Source organism: Pseudomonas sp. RGM 3321 (genome assembly GCF_022836805.1).
In the GTDB taxonomy this organism is placed as follows: domain Bacteria; phylum Pseudomonadota; class Gammaproteobacteria; order Pseudomonadales; family Pseudomonadaceae; genus Aquipseudomonas.
In genome coordinates, this window is the sequence record NZ_JALHBH010000115.1 from 101,248 (window position 1) to 117,289 (window position 16,042).

The following is a 16,042-nucleotide window of genomic DNA, read 5'->3' on the forward strand; positions in this document are numbered from 1 at the left end:
AGAGACTGCCCACGTGCTGCGCCCGACCTGGAAAAAGAGGCGCGACGCAGATGTGTGACGCAGAGCGTCACGAAATGCATTCCCACGCGGAGCGTGCGGAACGATGAAATTCGGGAGAACACTCCATGCAAAACCCATCCGAGCTGCTCGGCAAATCCGCCACTGAACTACGTGCGTTGATCGGCAGCAAACAGATCTCGCCAGTGGAATTGCTCGACGCCTGCATCGAGCGCATTGAAACCCTCAATCCGAAAATAAATGCGTTCGCCGCCACTTGTTTCAAGCGCGCCCGCGACGAGGCGCTGCTGGCCGAGCATGCAGTCCTGCAAGGCAAACCGCTGGGGCTACTGCATGGCCTGCCGATCGGCATCAAGGACCTGGAAGAAACCGCCGGGGTACTCACCACTTACGGCTCACAACTGTTCCGCGACAACATCCCAGCGCAGGATAACCTGTTCGTGGCCCGCCTGCGTGCTGCCGGGGCAATCGTCGTCGGCAAGACCAATGTCCCGGAGCTCGGTGCCGGAGCCAACACCCGCAACGTCGTCTGGGGCGCGACCGGCAACCCGTTCAATCCGGAACTCAACGCAGGCGGTTCCTCGGGCGGTTCAGCCGCCGCACTGGCCGTGGACATGGTGCCGTTGTGCAGCGGTTCAGACACCGGTGGTTCGTTGCGCATTCCTGCAGCACTGTGCGGTATCGTCGGCCTGCGGCCTTCACCCGGGTTGGTGCCGAGCGAACGCAAAAAACTCGGCTGGACGCCGATCTCCGTGGTCGGCCCGATGGGTCGTAATGTCGCCGACACGCTGCTGCAACTGCGCGCCAGCGCCGGGCTGGGGCAGTCTGATCCGTTGAGTTATGCCATTGCCGATGACGCGTTTGCACCACGCACCGTCGACCTCAGCCAACTGCGGGTCGGCTATAGCGAAGACTTCGGCGCGTGCGCAGTCGATGACACAATCCGTGCCGTCTTCCGGGAAAAAATCAACGCACTGAAGCCGCTCTTCAAATCCTTCGAAGCCATCGACCTGAACCTGGGCAGCGCCCATCGCACCTTCGATGTGCTGCGTGCCGAAGCCTTCGTTGCCGGGTTGCAGGACGCCCACGACTGCGACCCTGATGCGCTGGGACCCAACACCCGCGCAAACTTTGAGATGGGCGCCGCCATGTCGCTGCAGGACTGCGTAAAGGCACATGGCGAGCAGAGCCGGATCTTCCGCGGTTTCCAGAAGCAATTCGAACACTACGACCTGATCCTCGCGCCGACCACACCAGTCTCGCCCTTCCCCTGGAGCGAACTGTACCTGCGAGAAGTCAACGGCGTGCAATTGGACAACTATTACCGCTGGCTGGCGCTGTGCTACACCATCACCCTGACCACCAACCCTTCACTGTCCCTGCCCTGCGGCACTGATCACCACGGCATGCCGTTCGGGTTACAGGTGATCGGCGGGTTCCGCAGCGACGCAAAACTGCTCGCCTGCGCAGCGGCGCTCGAGCAGGCAACACTGAATGATCCACGCCTGTCACGTCCGCGTCCCGACCTGCAGAAACTGCTGGCCTCGGCGGTCGACCTGACCCACATCGTCACGCATCCGCCAGTTTATGGTGGGTCGAGAACGGGCAAGCCGGAGATTGGGGCGATGTAGTTGGGGATATGTGAAGGAGCAAGACCAATACCAGGCGCTCGACAAACGTGCCGCACTTCACTTTTTAGCGATCAACCAAAAAAATTTTCAAACCACAGCGGTGAGGAAAAGCGCCGGGAATTCAATGCGTCACCTAGCTATCACAGTCGTGAACACCCAACTGCCATCTCATTGACATCATTGCGGTCGTCGCATAAATGAGAAAAATGGCATTAATTGAGATCGAATTGACATGCCAGACGATCAGGCAAAGGTTACCTCTAGCGCAGGCTGTAGTCCGATGACTCAAGGACCGAGAATCGGAATTTACTCTTTTCAAGGACAGAGATGACTAAATGGATCTTTTAGCCAACGTCCCCAAGTGGGACGACATCGAGCGAACCCTCGATAACAAATTCAACCATCTGAATCAGTCTTTCGATCAAGGCTGGGAAAGCGCTTTCGATGGTTGGAACGGTTTCACTCGACGAGTCAGTAACGAGGCCACACTGGCATTCGGCAGTATCGGCGGAAACCGCATTGAGTCGGTGAAGCTGGCGATGTCCAAGTCTTACCCAATCATTCAGCTGAATCTGATGCGCAAGTGGGCTTCCATAGACATTACGGAAATCCTTCCTGTCTTGCTGCAATTGGTAAAAGAGGTCGCCATGATCATGGGCGGCAGCGTAGCCGTAGGAACTCTTGTTGGAGGTGCGGCTGGATCGCTAGCATTCGGGGCAGGCGCTGTACCAGGGGCCATAGCAGGCAGCGGCATAGGCTTACAGATCGGCAACCTAATTTTGCTGGGCATGGGGCTTTCAGCCATTGCCGAGTACTTTTATCAAGGGCTCCCTGCCTGTCTTGCAACTCTCTATGAAGGTATTGTGACTGCCTGGAATGCAGAGGAAGGTGTCAAACCGCCAGGGCTTGATCCCACAGGAGCCTCCGCGTGGCTGATTGATGAGCGTATAGATGCTGCCGCGCGGCAACTTGCCAGAGGTCAGGAGCAATTAGTCATGCTCCTACTGACTGCCATTGTTACCTACATCACACGAGGTCAGATCAAGGCAGGAGTCGTAGGCAGCCTGGACGGCATCGCCGCAAGAAGCGCGAAGCTTCAAGCAGACATGACCAACAAGCAAATTGCGGGTTGGTTGGCTCGGAATGAGCAGAAGTTGCTGGCTCATCCTGAGTTGCGGAGGAGTGAGCCTTCACCGCTCCGGGGAGTGATGGACACCCAAGAGCCGCCAACTACACCCTCGCCATCTGATCGGCCAGATGCAAAAAAGAATCCAACGACGTGGCAAATACCTCATCAAAACCAGAGTGACTGCAACGACTCGATGCAGGTAACGAGTTTAATAGAGTTCAATCAAAAAATTACCCCTACAATGAGGTCTACATACAGAGGCCTGACGGCAATGGCTATTACCGACTAGATTCATACAACCCAACAACTGGAGAAATCATATCACGTAAATTAACTCAATTTTCAAAAATATCTGAATCCACCGCCAAAAGCTATATAAATGAAGCAACATCAAAGTACCCGAGCGGCTCTACTATAGCGAATGTTCCATCCAGTGGCTCTTTGGCAGGACAAAAATTACAGGGCGCTGTGATACTGGAAGTTCCACCTCAAACGGGTATAATACCCCAAACTATTTTAGACTCTGCAGGCAAAGCAGGAGTTTTAATTAGAGATATCAACGGAAAGGTGTATTGATGAGTCCTTCTATTTTTTATTGCAAGTCCTGGTTCCGCCTCAAGCATCGTGCAATCGACCCTATGGACGAGGCTACCGCCAACGCTTTGCATTTGGCTAAAAAGCCTTATACAGCGTTGATAGGCTCAGGCTCAAAACCAGCTTGCTTCGTAGAAATGATTTTAGACAAGAACATGGTGGGCGTTGGATTTCTGGATGACCATCAGCGCGAATACCTTTCCTATCAGTTTCAATGCCTGGATTCAGAAACGCTTTTCCTCACGATGGCAACCCATCGTGAATTTGATGACGCTGGGAAAATCTCAGCTGGAACCAGCTACATCTTCAAAGAAAGCGGCGAGCTTTTGATTCGTCGGGAGCAGCTAAACCCACATAAACTTGAGGAAGCCAAATCGAATTTCGAGCCTAAAGACAATTACGAAAAAATCCCCGGGTTCGGCGATTACTCAAACGTAACCAAAGTCAACAGATGAGCGTGGAAAGCCTCTAGTAATTACTGAACTATTTGAATTTTCAGGAGCAGATACAGGAGGTGGAACTGGATTTAACTGCGCGAATACTCACGAGTAATGACATGACTAATTTGACAGAATTTGATCTTGAAAACTTTATAAAGACAAATGAGGATGTAGCAGCATTTGGAGCACCTGCCGACGCTGTAGCCGATGAGTTGATTATTAAGGCAGAGCAGCGTTTAGGTCACCCACTGCCTGACGCCTACAAATAGTTTTTACGAAATTATGCGGGAGGAGAAGTAGGCACCGAGGAGATTTACAACATCTACGGCATGGACGTCGATGACCTACAGGGTGGGGATATTGTCTTCCAACACATTAACAGACTCAAAAACAAGTCGACCACCCCAAAAAAACTGGTCATCAGCAGAACGGACCTGGGCGAAGCTTTCTTTTTCGACTGTAATACTTACAAAAACAATGAATGCCAGATCTTCTTGAAAATACCATCAGGAGCAGCGATCTTTTATGCAGAGAACTTTTATGAGTATCTTATCAAAAGAATAATCGCCCATTCCTGAACGCAAAGCCAAACTGCAGCCTAATAACATCCCATCAACAATTCCGCCTCGCCCATTCATATCAAATAGATTCACACCTTATATCATCATTTATCAAAAATTGAAGCCTGCCCCAATAACAAAAAGCCGGACACCCTCATGAAAACAAATCAATACGCCAACCTGAGCCGATTACTAGGCTCCTATTTTCATCAGGACTGGACGAAAGAGTTCTCGGACAGCAATCACGTGCTTGAAGAGATCGTAAAATGCGAACCCTTGAGCTGTTTGCGAGGTAGCGTAAAAGAAATTGAGCATCTGTTAAGCCAGCCCATGACGGAAACAGACTACAGCGAATTAATGGCATCCTCATTGGAATGCTATTTCGAGCCCAGCGGTGAAAACACCCATTATTCGGATTGGCTATCCAAAATGGCCATTTAATTCAAAAGCCAACAGTAGCATCCATCCATTAGCGAGACATCCAGCGTGTGACAAAACGAATCGAGGGGCAAAACCTGCCCCTCAACGTTAAAGCACGTTACTTGGGCAACGCGTAAGCAATCACGTAATCGCCACGGTCAGGCGATTGGCGGGCACCACCGGCGGTAAGCACAATGTACTGCCTGCCGGTTTTGGGCGACACGTAGGTCATCGGGCCGGACTGGCTGCCGACTGGCAGACGGGCCTTCCAGATTTCGTTGCCGTTGCCGCTGTCGAAGGCGCGCAGGTAGAAGTCTTGAGTACCGGCGAAGAACAGCAAGCCCGACTGGGTGGACAACGATGCGCCCAGCGTCGGCATGCCGATCGGAATCGGCAGGCCCATGCGGATGCCCATCGGGCCTGTATCTTTCACGGTGCCGACCGGCACCTGCCACATCAGTTTTTTGGTTTTCAGGTCAATCGCCGACATGGTGCCGAACGGCGGTGCCTGGCACGGTATGCCGACGGCAGACAGGAAGCGCTGGCGCATGGCACCAAACGGTGTGCCGGTCTGTGGCACAACGCCCATTTCGATACCGCTGGCACCGGCGGCGATCTTGTCGCGCGGGATCATGTAGTTGGCCAGGCCCAGGCGCATGTCATTGACGAACATGTAGTTGTTGGTCGGGTCGACCGAGACGCTGCCCCAGTTCATGCCGCCCAGCGAGCCGGGGAACTGCAACGCAGGGTCCAGGCCTGGCGGCGTGTAAACACCCTCGTGACGCATGCCTTTGAAAGCGATGCGGCACATCAACTGGTCAAACGCCGTGGCACCCCACATGTCGGACTCTTTGAGGGTCTGGTTGCCAATCGACGGCATGTCCACCGAGAACGGCTGAGTCGGCGAATAGCGCTCGCCCGGCACATTACCCTGCGGCACAGGGCGTTCTTCGACACGCGAAATTGGCACGCCGGTTTCGCGGTTGAGCAGGAAAATCTCGCCCTGCTTGGTGACTTGCGCCAATGCTGGCTGCGTACCGCCCTTGCCGTCCGGGATGTCATACAGCAACGGTTGCGCCGGAATGTCGAAGTCCCACAGATCGTGGTGGGTCATCTGGAAGTTCCAGCGCACCTGACCGGTTTGGACGTCCACCGCAACGACTGACGAAGACCATTTGTCGTCCTGCTCGGTGCGCGTCCCGCCGAAGAAATCGGGTGTGGCGTTACCGGTTGGCAGGTAGATCAGGCCGAGCTTGTCATCGTAGGACATGGCCGACCAGACGTTCGGCGTGCCACGCGTGTAGGTTTCGCCTGCTGGCGGACGCTTGTTGGTATTCGGGTTACCCGGATCCCAGGCCCAGACCAACTCGCCGCTGTGTACGTCGAAAGCACGCACCACGCCTGGAGGTTCGCCGGTGGAGAAGTTGTCGGCAACACGACCGCCCACCACAACCACATTGCCCGCCACCAGCGGCGTCGAGGTCTGCTGGTAGTAGCCTTCCTTGACTTCGCCCATGTCGGTTTTCAGATCGACTACGCCTTGATTACCAAAGTCCTTGCAGGTCTCGCCGGTCCTGGCGTCGAGTGCGATCAGGCGAGCGTCGCCAGTCGGCAGGAACACGCGTGTAGCGCACGCGGCGGCTGGCTGGGCTGGTGCGTCGGCTACGGGTGCGGCGAAGTAGCCCAGGCCGCGGCAGCGCTGCCAGTTGGGCGCACTGCCCTGCGGGTCGAACTTCCAGCGCTGGGTGCCGGTGTCAGCATCCAGTGCGAACACTTTGCCGTAGGCGGTGCAGGTGTACACCGTGTCGCCGATCTGCAGCGGGGTGTTCTGGTCTTCTGCACCGGCACCTGTGCTCTGCGGAATGTCGCCGGTGTGGAAGGTCCAGGCAACCTGCAGCTGGTCGACGTTGCTCTTGTTGATCTGATCCAGAGCAGCGAACCGGTTACCTGCCGGGGTGTTGCCCCAGTGTGCCCAGTCCTTCTGCTCGGCACCCGGTGCTACCGGGACAATAGCCGGCACGCTGCTGGCGCTGATCACATGGCTCGGAACGAACATGTAACCGATGGTAGTCACAACACCAATGGCCAACAGACCGGCCAGACCATAGGCACCGCGGCCTGCCCGAGCACCCGAAGCGCGAACCAGTGTCGGGTAGATCAGCGCAATCACCAGGCCGATCACGGCAAAGGTCAATAGGCGGGACACCAGCGGCCAATAGTGCAGGCCTGCATCCCAGATAGCCCAGACGGCTGTCAGTATCAGGGCGATGCCATACAACACTGCACCTTTGGGTTTGCGCACAGCGATCAGCGCACCACTGACCAGCATCGCCAGCCCCATCAGCAGGAAGAACCAGCTCCCGCCCAATGTCACCAGGTAGCCGCCGCCACCTGCCAGACCGAGCCCGATCAGGGCGATCAGTACTCCCAGCCCGAGCAGCAGCAACCTGCCGCCAGTTCCTGTGTCTTGCTTGTTTGTCATTTTTCAAACCTGTCGGATTTTTACAGCCGAACAGAATGTACCAAACGGTCCATAATGACAAATTGTCGCAGCCTGCCAAGCGTCTGGAACAGGCGTTTGCGGGCGATCAGCGCACAGTTTTTGCGTTTATGCGGACGCCTGTAGCGCCATACCGTCCCGGCCGATCAGTACATGCCCCGGCAGTCCTTGCGGCAGCCCCATCAACCACGCATCCAGCGTGTGGCCGATGTGCGTCAATACCGCCTTGCCCGGTCGCAACTGGTCGATGGTTTCCAGCGCCAGGGTCAGGTCATTGTGATTACGTGGCGGCTGAGGCTGCGGGGGCATGGAGCAATCGAGAATCAGCACGTCCAGCGGCTGGCGTTGCAGGAATTCACGGGTGTCGTCAGGCAAGCCGACGGTGTCGGTCAGGTAGGCAAAACGTTGCCCCTCGCCTTCGAACATGTAGCCGAAGGTGGGCTTTGAGTGCGTCAACGGCAGCGCCGTGACGTGCAGTGCGCCCAAGGCTCTGGTTTCGAAGGCTGCAAACGGCTGGCTGAAATCGAGAATGCCGGGGTGCTTGTAGAGGTCGGCCAAGCCTTCCGGATCCGCCGGGCCGTGGACTGGAATCACCAGCCCCTGGCCCCAGCGCAGATGCAACAGGCCCTGGGCATGGTCGGCATGGTAATGCGTCTGCAGGATGCCACTCAGGCTGCGCGGCGGGAAACGGTCGGTAAGGTCGGTCAGGCCGCTGTCGATCAACCAGCGCTGATCGGCGCATTCAATCAGCGCACTGCACGGCAAGCGCCGCAGGTCCTGATTCGCCCGCGCCGCCGAGCAGGCCGGGCACTGGCAACCGTAGACCGGCACCTGTCGTGCATCACCGGTGCCCAGCAGGGTCAGGCGCATGCGTCACGCCGCTCCATCAAGCCGATAAGCGTGGCGACGGTCTGTTGCAGATCGCCCGAATTATCCAGCGGGAAGACCTGCGGATTATTCGCCAGTAAATCCCCGGTAAACCGCGAGTTGCGCGCAAGACGCTCCTCGATTTGCGCAAGGGTTTCCCTGTTGCGCGCCAACAGCCGTTGGCGCAGCACGTCCTGGTTGACGGTCAGCAGCACCGCCAGCAGCGTCGGGTAACGCATTTGCGACTTCTGAAGATGCGCCCGGGAGCCGTTGATCAACACGTCGTGGCCCTCCAGCAGCCACTGATCGATCTCGATGGGAATGCCGTAGTGCAAGCCATTGGCCTGCCAGCTCAAGGCAAACGCGCCACGCTCGCGCATCTGCTCGAACTGTTCGACCGTCACCGCTTGTGCCGCCTCACCCACCGCTTCGGCAGAACGGGTGATCACCCGCCGTACAACCCGGCAGTTGCGTTGCGCCAGCGTTTCACGGGCCGCATCCAGCAGGCTGTCCTTGCCTGAACCGGACGGCCCGATGAGATAGATCAACCTGCCAACCATCAAAACACCCTCTTGCCTTGTCGCCAGACCTTGTCGATAACCGGCAGGCCTGCATGATTGCGCGCCTGAATCAGATCCGCGCGCAGGCCGATGCGAATCTCGCCACGATCCGCCAGCCCTGCCGCAACAGCGGGCGTGCGGCTGACCATATTGATCGCTTGCGGCAGCTCGCAGTCGTTGTCCTGTTCGGCCAGCATGAACGCGGCCTGCAATAGGCTGGCCGGGTAGTAATCGCTGGACAGAATGTCCAGCAGCCCGTGTCGGGCCAGCGATGCTGCCGCCACGTTACCGGAGTGTGAGCCACCGCGCACGATGTTCGGTGCGCCCATCAGCACGCTCATGCCCAGTTGCCGACAGCCGCGGGCCGCTTCGAGTGTGGTCGGGAATTCGGCGATGTTCATGCCGAAACCTGCCGATTCCTCGACATGCGCCATGGTCGCGTCGTCGTGGCTCGCAATCGACAGGCCACGCGCCAGGCACAGTTCGACAATCGCGCGCCGGTAGCGGTCGGCGTACTCGGTGGAGTTGGCGACCTGTTCGACGATGAAGCGATCCATTTCCTCATTATTCATGTGGTACTTGCCCATGTAGTACTCGCGGTACTTGGACTCCAGGGCAAACTGACGCTGCCCAGGCGCGTGGTCCATCACCGAAACCAGTTGCACCAGCGGCTGGTCCACCAGGTCGCGAAACACGCTCAGGGTGTCCGGATGACTGACCTCGCAACGCAGGTGCAACAGGTGCTCGGCGCGGGTCAGGCCCTCTGCGTTGGCGTCGGCAATCGCCTGAAGCATCGCGGGCAGTTGCTGCATGCGCTTGCCTTTGGGGTTGATGTCGCCAATCGACAGCGCATCGAACACCGTGGTAATACCGGCCGCGACGATTTGCGCATCATGGCTGATCACCGCCGACATCGACGGCCAATCGACACCCGGCCGCGGTGACAGGTGCTTCTCCAGGTTGTCGGTGTGTAATTCCACCAGCCCGGGCAGCAGGTAATCGCCCTGCATGTCCTGAGCCTGGCTCAGTTGGCTACGCCCGCTCTGAACCTCGGCAATCAGGCCGTCACGGACCACAACTGTGCCGACGAACACCTGCTCGGCAGTCACCACATGGGCGTTACTGAAGATCTGTTCGTTCAGCATTGCAGCAACTCCTTGGCGGTGAGGTCCACCGGGCTCATGTCGAGTTGACGATTGGCGACCGCCTCGCGGGCGTCGCGGTCATGAAAAATACCGATCAGTGCGGCACCGGCCTGTTTGGCCTCATCGACCAGATCCAGCACCACCTGACGGTTGGCGTCGTCCAGCGAAGCCGTCGGTTCGTCGAGCAATAAAACCGGCCACGGCACCATGAATGCCCGGGCGATGTTGATACGCTGCTGTTCACCACCGGAAAAGGTGCTGGGCGCCAGTGGCCACAGGCGCTGGGGAATGTTCAGCCGGCTCAGCAGCAGTTGCGCACGCTCCTGAGCCTGTTCGCGCGACCAGCCGCGTGCGAGTGCCGGCTCCATCACTACATCCAGGCTGGAGACACGCGGAATGACGCGCAAGAACTGACTGACGTAGCCGAGCGTTTTGCGCCGCACCTCAAGCACCTGGCGCGGCGTTGCCCCGACCAGTTCAGTCCACTCGCCTTCGTGCTGTACGCGGATGCTGCCAGCGGCAGGCAGGTAGTTGCCGTACAAAGTGCGCAACAATGTGCTTTTGCCCGCGCCGGACTGCCCGCTGAGCACCAGGCATTCGCCAGCGCGCACCGAAAAATTGAGCCCGCGCAGCACATTGAGGACCACGCCATTGTGCTGATGCAGGGTGAAGGTTTTCGACAGATCGCGGACCTCGATCAACGTCGTCATCGGATTCACCTCTTGTCTGTGAACGGTGTCTGATCGGGTTGTCTGGTTCATGGCTGCAATACCGAGGACACCAGCAGTTGTGAATACGGATGCTGCGGGTCATCGAGAATCTGATCGGTCAGGCCGCTCTCGACCACTTCCGAGCGCCGCATGACCATCAGCCGATCAGCCAGCAACCGCGCGACTGCCAGGTCGTGAGTGACGATGACCACGGCCAGGTCCAGCTCCCGAACCAGGCCACGCAACAGATCGAGCAACCGCGCCTGCACCGACACATCCAGCCCACCGGTGGGTTCGTCCATGAACACCAGTCTGGGACTGGACACCAGGTTGCGGGCGATTTGCAGGCGTTGCTGCATGCCGCCGGAAAATGTGCGCGGCAGATCGTCAATGCGCAGCGGGTCGATCTCGACCTGGCTCAGCCAGTCCACCGCTGCACTGCGCAATTGCTGATAATTGCGCACACCCTGGGCCATCAGGCGCTCGCCGATATTGGCTCCGGCAGAGACGCCCATGCGCAGGCCATCACGCGGGTTCTGTTCGACAAAGCCCCACTCGGTACGTAACAAGGTGCGACGTTGCGCCTCACTGGAACTGTACAAATCAAACCAGTTGCCATCCTTGCTTCGATAATCGATGTTGCCGCGATCCGGCGGGCAGCGCCCGCTCAACAGCGACAGCAGCGTAGATTTCCCCGAGCCGGACTCGCCGACGATGCCCAGCACTTCGCCGGGATAAAGGTCAAAACTGACGTCCTGACAGCCCTTCTGTACCCCGTACAAACGGGTCAGGCCGCGCACCTTGATCAGCGGTTGCGCAGGTTCGGGCTGGCGGTCGCCCGCCGGGTTCAATGAGAGGGCACTGATCATCGGGCGTTCTCCTGCTGTTTGACGCGTTGGGCGCAGTAATCGGTGTCGGAGCAGACAAAGCTCTGCGTCCCGGCGTCGTCAAGAATCAGCTCGTCGAGAAAGGAGTCATGGCTGCCGCAGATCGCGCAACACTGCTCCCAGCGCTGCACTTCAAACGGGTGATCTTCAAAGTCCAGACTTACCACTTGGGTAAACGGCGGCACGGCGTACAGACGCTTTTCCCGTCCAGCACCAAACAGCATCAGCGCAGGGCTCATGTGCAGCTTGGGGTTGTCGAATTTAGGAATCGGCGACGGGTCCATCACGTAACGCTCATCGACCATGACCGGGTAGGCGTAACTGGTCGCGATGTGGCCGAAGGTAGCGATGTCTTCGTAGAGCTTGACGTGCATGACACCGTAATCATCCAGCGCGTGCATGGTGCGGGTCTCGGTTTCCGAAGGCTCGATGAAACGCAGCGGCTCGGGAATCGGCACCTGATAGACCATGATCTGATCGGCGTGCAACGGTGTTTCCGGAATGCGGTGACGGGTCTGGATGACGCTCGCCTCCGGCGTGCGCTCGGTGGTGGCGATGCCTGCCGTACGGGCAAAAAAGCGCCGGATCGAGACAGCGTTGGTAGTGTCGTCAGCGCCTTGGTCGATGACCTTGAGCACATCATCGGCCCCCAGGATTGCAGCGGTCAGTTGCATCCCGCCGGTGCCCCAACCATAAGGCAGCGGCATCTCGCGTCCGCCGAACGGCACCTGATAACCGGGAATCGCCACCGCCTTGAGCAAGGCACGGCGAATCATGCGTTTGGTCTGCTCGTCCAGATACGCGAAGTTGTAGGCGTTATCCCGTGCGGGCCTATGCTCTGCGGTGTTAATGGGTGCATTAGTCATTGGTCGCTCTCCGGTTGCGGTGCGGACTTGCGCAGCTTGCGGATCAACTCCAGCTCGGACTGGAAGTCCACGTAATGCGGCAGCTTGAGGTGCGAGACAAAACCGGCCGCCTCGACGTTGTCGCAATGCGCCAGCACGAATTCCTCCTGCTGGGCCGGCGAGCGGACTTCTTCGTTGAATTCCCCGGCGCGCAACGAGCGGTCCACCAGCGCCATGCCCATTGCCTTGCGCTCTGCGTTGCCGAATGCCAGACCGTAGCCACGGGTGAACTGCGCAGGTTCGCTGGCCGAGCCGACGAACTGGTTGACCATCTCGCATTCAGTCACTTCGATGTCGCCGATCACAATCGGAAAACCCAGTTCTTCAGGCTCTATCCAGACCTCTACCTCGCCGATGCGGATTTCCCCGGCGAACGGATGGTTGCGACCGTAACCACGCTGGGTCGAATAACCCAGCGCCAGCAGGAAACCCTCGTCGCCACGGGCCAGCGCCTGCAAACGCTGGGCACGACTGGACGGATACTCCAGCGGTTCGCGGGTGATGTCCGCAACGCTATCGCCGTCGTCCACTTCAGGTTTGATCAACCCTTCTTTGGCCAGCAACCCCAGCACTCGCGGACAGGGTTGCAGCGCTGCGTCCGGCACCACGTCCGGGCCAGGGTGGTCGCCTTCGGCCAACAAGGTGAAATCCAGCAAGCGGTGGGTGTAGTCAAATGTCGGGCCCAGCAATTGCCCGCCGGGTACGTCCTTGAACGTGGCGGACAAGCGCCGGTTGAGCTGCATGTTCGAGGTGTCGATGGGCACGCTGGCGCAAAAACGCGTAAGCGTCGTGCGGTAGGCGCGCAGCAGGAAGATCGCTTCGATCAAATCCCCCGCCGATTGCTTGATCGCCAGTGCGGCCAGCTGCGGGTCGTACAGCGAACCCTCGCTCATGACTCGCGCAACCGCCAGTGGCAACTGCTGGCGGATCTGCTCGACATCGAGCTCGGCAATGCTTGTATCGCCACGGCGCTTGTTGGCCAGCAGGCGGTGGGCGTTATCGATGGCCTGTTCGCCACCTTTCACGGCGACGTACATCAGGCACACTCCTGCACGCGGGTGCTGCGTGGCAAGCCGAGCATCTGGTTGCCCGACACAAAGAACACGTCCAGCCCGCTGGGGAAGACATTACATGCTTCACGCTCGGTCCAGAACGCTTCGTCCAGCGGCAAGGCCACAGAATTTTGCTGCTCGATGCCGGGACCGCTCCAGGCAAGGGCCGGTCCGCCTTGCAGGTCTGGCAGTTGAATCAGCAAGGTGCAGGACTGATCAGGGTAACGGTCGTTGCCGGTATCGAAACCGTGCAGGTCCCCGACAGTCAACGCATCGAGCAACGCGAAGCGGGCAGCACTCCGGTCAGTGACAATCGGGCTGCCGCAATGAAAGGCAATGTTCGTGCGAATCGCCGGGGTATCAAATGCAGGGGCGAGCCAGAGCGGAGTGTCCAGGTCCAGCAGCGCCAGGCACAAGGCATGAGTTGCGCTGTCCAGGCCCTGCAAGGCAGGCGGCTGATGCCTGGTGGGCAGGGTCTGAATCACACCCGGACCGGACAAGGCCTTGAGCGCTACGCGAAAACTGCGCTGGGCATCCAGCACCGGATCGGTGAAGGCAGGTTGCAGAAGTACGGCATTCATCAGTCTTCTCCTCGGACCAGGGTAAAGAATTCCACTTTGGTTGCAGCGGCTTCGGCGTCCTTACGTGCCCGACGCTCGGCTTGCGCACGTGCCAGGGGCTCGATCAGCTCGGACAGCCACCAGGCCTGTTGCGCGCCTTGCAAATGGGCGTCGGCCAGCGCTGCCAGTTCGGCATGGCGCTTGTCGCGTCCGGCCAGGTAGCTGTAACCCGTGCGGCCATCGGCCAGACGGACCACGCAGCGGGTAACGCTCATCTCACCAAGATTGAACGCCGAACCGGTGCCGCCCATGCGACCACGCACCAGGGTCATGCCGATTTCCGGGGCACGGATCATCTGGTAATCGGTGTCACGCAACGCCGCTTCGTGACGCTGTAATTGTTCGCGGCTCGGCTCATCGACAAGGGCGCGCGCCAGTACGCCCATCCAGTGCTGCCGTGCGGCCGTTTCAGGGGTTGCTTGCATGGAACACCTCGATGTCAGTCAGTCGTTGGGGTGACGGCGATCTGGTTGAACGCCACCTGATACTGGAAGCGGTCGCAGCGGCTGACCGAGCGGGAAAGCTCCACCGGCTGCCCCGACCGGTCACACGAAACCGTCAACACCGTCAGCGCCGGCATGTGCCGGGGCATCAGCAGCAGCCCGGCCTCTTCACGGGACGGCAGGCGGGCTCCGATCAGGCTCTGCGCGCGGCTCAGCGGCAACTCGCGCTCAGCCAGGTACTGGCGAACCGAGCCACCCTGATAGTCAGCCAGCACATCGCTGTAGCGGGCGCTGTAGCGGTGGCAGATCAGGCTCACAGGCTGGCCATCCAGCTTGCGCAGCGTCTGCATTTCGATCAGCGGCGCATGCTCGGCCAGCCCCAGATGCAGCGCATCTTCGTGACTGGCGAGGCATTCGCGGCGCAACAGCAGAATCGCCTCCACGCCGATGCCTTGTGCCGACAGTGACTGGCTGTAGGCGCTGTCGGCCTGCATCGGATAGATCAACGGACGTTCCAGCACTTGCGTGCCCTTGCCCTGGCGCCGCAGCACACTGCCCTCACGGACCAGTTCATCGACCGCTCGGCGGATCGTGTGGCGGTTGACACAGAAGCGTTCGGCTAACTGAAACTCGGCAGGCAGATAATCGCCGGGCCGATATGAGACCAGCTCATCGCGTAGGGTTTCAGCCAGTTCCAGGTACATCGGCTCAGCTTGTCTAGACAACTGCATGGTTAAAAAAAGTGTTCATTGAACACCCCTCTTCTGTCAGATGAATTGCTTGCGCAGGCGCTGCGACATGATGTCGATGACGCTTACCACAACGATGATCACCAGCAGCACGGCGCTGGTCTGGACGAACGCAAAGGCCCGGATATTCTCCCAGAGAATGACCCCGATGCCGCCAGCTCCGACCATGCCCACCACGGTCGCCGAGCGCACATTGGATTCGAACCGGTATAAAGCATAGGAGATCCACAGCGGCATGACCTGAGGAATTACACCGTAGATGACCTCCTGTAAAGCACTGGCGCCGGTCGCACGTACCCCTTCGACAGGACCGGGCTCTATGGCCTCGACGGCTTCGGCGAACAGCTTGGCGAGCACACCGGTGGTACTGATCCAGAGGGCCAGCACCCCGGCAAACGGCCCCAGCCCGACCGCGACCACAAACAACATCGCAAAAACCATCTCATTGATGGAGCGAAAGGCGTCCATGCAGCGTCGTAATGGCAGGTGAATCCACCAAGGCGTAATGTTCTCGGCACAAAGAATGCCCAGCGGTATCGAACAGACAATCGCCAGCGCCGTACCCCATAGGGCAATCTGGATGGTCACCAGCATTTCCTTGAGGTAGCTGCGCCACTCACGGAAGTCCGGCGGGAAGAAATCGGCGGCGAAGGTCGCCATGTTCGACGAGTCCCGAACCAGCGTCATCGGGTTCATTTCCGCGCCCTGCCAGGCCCAGGCCAGTGCCGCAAGCAACAGCCCCCAGCCCAGGTAACGGGACCAATTGGGCTTGCCCGCAACCTGGGCATAGGCAACTTGAGTGGTCATGGCGA

17 protein-coding genes and 1 pseudogene are annotated in these 16,042 nt (G+C 58.9%); 6 read left to right on the top strand and 12 right to left on the bottom strand.

From position 1 onward, the window contains the following. The first annotated feature begins 125 nt into the window (after nucleotides 1-125). The 6 genes and pseudogenes from RGM3321_RS18595 (at nucleotide 126) to RGM3321_RS18615 (ending at nucleotide 4,813) form a co-directional block, all read left to right on the top strand. On the top strand, nucleotides 126-1,649 hold the full coding sequence (locus tag RGM3321_RS18595; protein ID WP_244394313.1) for an amidase family protein: 1,524 nt from the start codon (nucleotides 126-128) through the stop codon (nucleotides 1,647-1,649). 335 nt (nucleotides 1,650-1,984) lie between these two features. After that, nucleotides 1,985-3,354: pseudogene (locus RGM3321_RS18600) on the top strand (DUF6861 domain-containing protein). After that, a complete protein-coding gene (locus RGM3321_RS18605) occupies nucleotides 3,354-3,827 on the top strand; it encodes a lytic transglycosylase (RefSeq protein ID WP_244394315.1) in 474 nt (157 codons plus the stop codon). Before RGM3321_RS18600 ends, RGM3321_RS18605 begins: the two are co-directional and overlap by 1 nt. 101 nt (nucleotides 3,828-3,928) lie before the next feature. Then, a complete protein-coding gene (locus RGM3321_RS18610) occupies nucleotides 3,929-4,081 on the top strand; it encodes an SMI1/KNR4 family protein (RefSeq protein WP_244394316.1) in 153 nt (50 codons plus the stop codon). Nucleotides 4,082-4,141: 60 nt separating this feature from the next. Then, nucleotides 4,142-4,390: a hypothetical protein gene (locus RGM3321_RS28510; RefSeq protein WP_347880978.1), complete on the top strand. Its 249-nt coding sequence runs from the start codon at nucleotides 4,142-4,144 to the stop codon at nucleotides 4,388-4,390. Nucleotides 4,391-4,528: 138 nt separating this feature from the next. Beyond that, nucleotides 4,529-4,813 carry a contact-dependent growth inhibition system immunity protein gene (locus tag RGM3321_RS18615; protein ID WP_244394317.1) on the top strand — a complete coding sequence of 95 codons (285 nt, stop codon included), beginning with the start codon at nucleotides 4,529-4,531 and terminating at the stop codon, nucleotides 4,811-4,813. A 97-nt stretch (nucleotides 4,814-4,910) separates the two neighbouring features. Here RGM3321_RS18615 and RGM3321_RS18620 read toward each other — a convergent pair whose 3' ends face one another. From RGM3321_RS18620 to phnE, 12 genes are all read right to left on the bottom strand, one after another. After that, nucleotides 4,911-7,274, bottom strand: coding sequence for a glucose/quinate/shikimate family membrane-bound PQQ-dependent dehydrogenase (locus RGM3321_RS18620; protein WP_244394318.1), 2,364 nt, complete (start codon nucleotides 7,272-7,274; stop codon nucleotides 4,911-4,913). 126 nt (nucleotides 7,275-7,400) lie between these two features. Continuing rightward, the gene (gene phnP, locus RGM3321_RS18625; protein WP_244394319.1) at nucleotides 7,401-8,162 is read right to left on the bottom strand and encodes a phosphonate metabolism protein PhnP; all 762 of its coding nucleotides are present in this window, start codon (nucleotides 8,160-8,162) and stop codon (nucleotides 7,401-7,403) included. Next, nucleotides 8,153-8,719, bottom strand: coding sequence for a phosphonate metabolism protein/1,5-bisphosphokinase (PRPP-forming) PhnN (gene phnN / locus RGM3321_RS18630; RefSeq protein WP_244394320.1), 567 nt, complete (start codon nucleotides 8,717-8,719; stop codon nucleotides 8,153-8,155). Before phnN ends, phnP begins: the two co-directional genes overlap by 10 nt. Beyond that, nucleotides 8,719-9,864: an alpha-D-ribose 1-methylphosphonate 5-triphosphate diphosphatase gene (locus tag RGM3321_RS18635; RefSeq protein ID WP_244394321.1), complete on the bottom strand. Its 1,146-nt coding sequence runs from the start codon at nucleotides 9,862-9,864 to the stop codon at nucleotides 8,719-8,721. Before RGM3321_RS18635 ends, phnN begins: the two co-directional genes overlap by 1 nt. After that, nucleotides 9,858-10,574: a phosphonate C-P lyase system protein PhnL gene (phnL, locus tag RGM3321_RS18640; RefSeq protein WP_244394322.1), complete on the bottom strand. Its 717-nt coding sequence runs from the start codon at nucleotides 10,572-10,574 to the stop codon at nucleotides 9,858-9,860. Before phnL ends, RGM3321_RS18635 begins: the two co-directional genes overlap by 7 nt. Before the next feature lie 47 nt (nucleotides 10,575-10,621). Beyond that, nucleotides 10,622-11,440, bottom strand: coding sequence for a phosphonate C-P lyase system protein PhnK (gene phnK / locus RGM3321_RS18645; RefSeq protein ID WP_244394387.1), 819 nt, complete (start codon nucleotides 11,438-11,440; stop codon nucleotides 10,622-10,624). Next, nucleotides 11,440-12,327, bottom strand: a complete 888-nt coding sequence (locus tag RGM3321_RS18650) for an alpha-D-ribose 1-methylphosphonate 5-phosphate C-P-lyase PhnJ (protein ID WP_244394323.1) — start codon at nucleotides 12,325-12,327, stop codon at nucleotides 11,440-11,442. The genes phnK and RGM3321_RS18650 overlap by 1 nt, the downstream gene beginning before the upstream one ends. Then, nucleotides 12,324-13,403 carry a carbon-phosphorus lyase complex subunit PhnI gene (locus RGM3321_RS18655; protein WP_244394324.1) on the bottom strand — a complete coding sequence of 360 codons (1,080 nt, stop codon included), beginning with the start codon at nucleotides 13,401-13,403 and terminating at the stop codon, nucleotides 12,324-12,326. Before RGM3321_RS18655 ends, RGM3321_RS18650 begins: the two co-directional genes overlap by 4 nt. Then, nucleotides 13,403-13,999, bottom strand: coding sequence for a phosphonate C-P lyase system protein PhnH (gene phnH, locus RGM3321_RS18660; RefSeq protein ID WP_244394325.1), 597 nt, complete (start codon nucleotides 13,997-13,999; stop codon nucleotides 13,403-13,405). The genes RGM3321_RS18655 and phnH overlap by 1 nt, the downstream gene beginning before the upstream one ends. Next, nucleotides 13,999-14,463 carry a phosphonate C-P lyase system protein PhnG gene (phnG, locus tag RGM3321_RS18665; RefSeq protein WP_004658080.1) on the bottom strand — a complete coding sequence of 155 codons (465 nt, stop codon included), beginning with the start codon at nucleotides 14,461-14,463 and terminating at the stop codon, nucleotides 13,999-14,001. The genes phnH and phnG overlap by 1 nt, the downstream gene beginning before the upstream one ends. Nucleotides 14,464-14,477: 14 nt before the next feature. Next, nucleotides 14,478-15,212 carry a phosphonate metabolism transcriptional regulator PhnF gene (gene phnF, locus RGM3321_RS18670; RefSeq protein WP_244394326.1) on the bottom strand — a complete coding sequence of 245 codons (735 nt, stop codon included), beginning with the start codon at nucleotides 15,210-15,212 and terminating at the stop codon, nucleotides 14,478-14,480. 36 nt (nucleotides 15,213-15,248) lie between these two features. Next, nucleotides 15,249-16,037, bottom strand: coding sequence for a phosphonate ABC transporter, permease protein PhnE (gene phnE / locus RGM3321_RS18675; protein WP_244394327.1), 789 nt, complete (start codon nucleotides 16,035-16,037; stop codon nucleotides 15,249-15,251). Nucleotides 16,038-16,042 lie beyond the last annotated feature (5 nt).

What these genes read in the sequence shown, in the direction of transcription:
- RGM3321_RS18595 (WP_244394313.1), top strand. Translation starts at nt 126, where the DNA reads ATGCAAAACCCATCCGAGCTGCTCGGCAAATCCGCCACTGAACTACGT.
- phnL (WP_244394322.1), bottom strand. Translation starts at nt 10,574, where the DNA reads ATGACGACGTTGATCGAGGTCCGCGATCTGTCGAAAACCTTCACCCTG.
- phnP (WP_244394319.1), bottom strand. Translation starts at nt 8,162, where the DNA reads ATGCGCCTGACCCTGCTGGGCACCGGTGATGCACGACAGGTGCCGGTC.
- RGM3321_RS18615 (WP_244394317.1), top strand. Translation starts at nt 4,529, where the DNA reads ATGAAAACAAATCAATACGCCAACCTGAGCCGATTACTAGGCTCCTAT.
- phnE (WP_244394327.1), bottom strand. Translation starts at nt 16,037, where the DNA reads ATGACCACTCAAGTTGCCTATGCCCAGGTTGCGGGCAAGCCCAATTGG.
- RGM3321_RS18655 (WP_244394324.1), bottom strand. Translation starts at nt 13,403, where the DNA reads ATGTACGTCGCCGTGAAAGGTGGCGAACAGGCCATCGATAACGCCCAC.
- phnH (WP_244394325.1), bottom strand. Translation starts at nt 13,999, where the DNA reads ATGAATGCCGTACTTCTGCAACCTGCCTTCACCGATCCGGTGCTGGAT.
- RGM3321_RS18610 (WP_244394316.1), top strand. Translation starts at nt 3,929, where the DNA reads ATGACTAATTTGACAGAATTTGATCTTGAAAACTTTATAAAGACAAAT.
- phnN (WP_244394320.1), bottom strand. Translation starts at nt 8,719, where the DNA reads ATGGTTGGCAGGTTGATCTATCTCATCGGGCCGTCCGGTTCAGGCAAG.
- phnG (WP_004658080.1), bottom strand. Translation starts at nt 14,463, where the DNA reads ATGCAAGCAACCCCTGAAACGGCCGCACGGCAGCACTGGATGGGCGTA.
- RGM3321_RS18620 (WP_244394318.1), bottom strand. Translation starts at nt 7,274, where the DNA reads ATGACAAACAAGCAAGACACAGGAACTGGCGGCAGGTTGCTGCTGCTC.
- phnF (WP_244394326.1), bottom strand. Translation starts at nt 15,212, where the DNA reads ATGCAGTTGTCTAGACAAGCTGAGCCGATGTACCTGGAACTGGCTGAA.
- RGM3321_RS18650 (WP_244394323.1), bottom strand. Translation starts at nt 12,327, where the DNA reads ATGACTAATGCACCCATTAACACCGCAGAGCATAGGCCCGCACGGGAT.
- RGM3321_RS28510 (WP_347880978.1), top strand. Translation starts at nt 4,142, where the DNA reads ATGGACGTCGATGACCTACAGGGTGGGGATATTGTCTTCCAACACATT.
- RGM3321_RS18635 (WP_244394321.1), bottom strand. Translation starts at nt 9,864, where the DNA reads ATGCTGAACGAACAGATCTTCAGTAACGCCCATGTGGTGACTGCCGAG.
- RGM3321_RS18605 (WP_244394315.1), top strand. Translation starts at nt 3,354, where the DNA reads ATGAGTCCTTCTATTTTTTATTGCAAGTCCTGGTTCCGCCTCAAGCAT.